General features: G+C 48.1%; 1 protein-coding gene. It reads left to right on the forward strand.

Annotated elements, in window-relative coordinates:
• The first annotated feature begins 545 nt into the window (after positions 1-545).
• Positions 546-1,802, forward strand: a complete 1,257-nt coding sequence (gene ltrA, locus HOP45_RS20375) for a group II intron reverse transcriptase/maturase (RefSeq protein ID WP_181351315.1) — start codon at positions 546-548, stop codon at positions 1,800-1,802.
• Positions 1,803-1,866 lie beyond the last annotated feature (64 nt).

Consider the following 1,866-nt stretch of genomic DNA (forward strand, 5'->3'; position numbering starts at 1 on the left):
TGTGTGCCCGGCATGGGCATAAACTATAGGGTTCAAGTCCCGAACGGCGAAGGTCGTTGTAGCCGTTAGCTAAAGGCAAGGGGGTCCAGGGCGACCTGGAACCTGAAGGAAGCCGGAGGCAAAATTCTGCCCCGAGGAACACAAATCTCATATAAGGCTGTCTATCTGGGGTGAGTCTGCATAACAAGATAAAGTCCCAACGACCAAAGGGGTAGACAGTAAATGAGGCGGGGATATGGAAGGGAAGTTTATGCCCTTACCCGGGGAGGTCTGTCGGTAAAGCGAAGGACTCTTCGTAACCTTCTCAGTGATGAGGAGCTGAACCGGCAGAAGTCAGCCGAAGTCGTAGTATTTGGTAGCTTAAGATGCCAAAGAAGGACTGAATCAATTATGGAGAATGACGTCCAGGCGTTCATCCCCTCGTTGAAGCAGAAAACGAAACACCTTCTCAGGGAGGAAACGGTGAAGTCCGTGGGGGACCTGAAACAGGGCGGAGAGGCGAGGATGGCACAAGAGGAAACGTCATTCACGGAGGAATGTATCTTATGATAAATCGGATACTGTCACGACCGAATTTACTTCAAGCACTCAAGCGTGTAGAAAAGAATAAAGGAAGCCACGGTGTCGATCAAATGCCCGTAAAATCCCTACGTAAGCACTTAAAAGAAGAATGGACATTATTAGTGGAAAACCTCCGGTCGGGCACCTATCAACCTCAGCCGATACGTCGAGTCGAAATCCCGAAACCAGACGACGGAAAGAGGAAGCTGGGCATCCCCACGGTGACAGACCGATTTATCCAACAGGCAATTGCCCAACAACTATCCGGAATGTATGACCCGACCTTTTCGGAATACAGCTATGGGTTCCGTCCAAATCGAGATGCCCACCAAGCTGTCCGTCAGGCAAAGGAGTACATCCAAGAAGGATACCGCTGGGTCGTGGACATGGATTTGGAGAAGTTCTTCGATAAAGTCAACCATGACCGACTTATGGCAACCTTATCCAACCGTATCCAGGATAAGAACGTTCTCTACCTTATCCGACAATACCTTCAAGCAGGTATTATGGAACAGGGGATTGTAAGCCCAAATACGGAAGGGACTCCTCAAGGAGGCCCTCTTAGTCCGCTGCTTTCCAACATCGTATTAGACGAGCTGGATAAAGAGCTGGAAAAGCGTGGTCACAAGTTCGTTAGGTATGCGGATGACTTTCATATTTATGTGAAGTCAATGCGCGCAGGGGAAAGGGTGATGGCGTCCATCACATCTTTCATCGAGAAGAAGTTACGACTGAAGGTAAACCGTGAGAAGAGTGCCGTGGACCGACCTTGGAAGAGAAAACTTCTGGGGTTCAGCTTCACTTCTAATCGAATCCCTAAGATTCGATTAGCTAAGCGTTCAATCGAACGTTTTAAGAACCGAGTCCGAAGTCTTACTTCACGAAAAGAACGAATATCGATGGAAAATCGAGTGAGGAAGCTTAACCTATTCCTACAAGGGTGGGTGAATTATTACAGCCTAATTGACACACTAAGTGTATTGAAAGAGCTGGAATCATGGATTCATCGAAGACTTCGAATGATTCGCTGGAAAGAATGGAGACTTCCCAAGACGAAAATCAGAAAACTGATCAAACTGGGGATCTCTCCGCAGAAAGCCCACGAATGGGGAAACTCACGGAAAGCTTACTGGCGAATTGCGAGAAGTCCCATCTTACACAAAACCCTAGGCATCACCTACTGGTGGCGCCTAGGGCTTAAGAGTATTGTCTCAAGATACAAATTTATTCGTCAGACATGATTGAAACCGCCGTATACGGAACCGTACGTACGGTGGTGTGAGAGGGATGGAGGTTAGCCACCTC

This window comes from Thalassobacillus sp. CUG 92003 (genome assembly GCF_013618635.1).
Taxonomy (GTDB): Bacteria; Bacillota; Bacilli; order Bacillales; family Halobacillaceae; genus CUG-92003.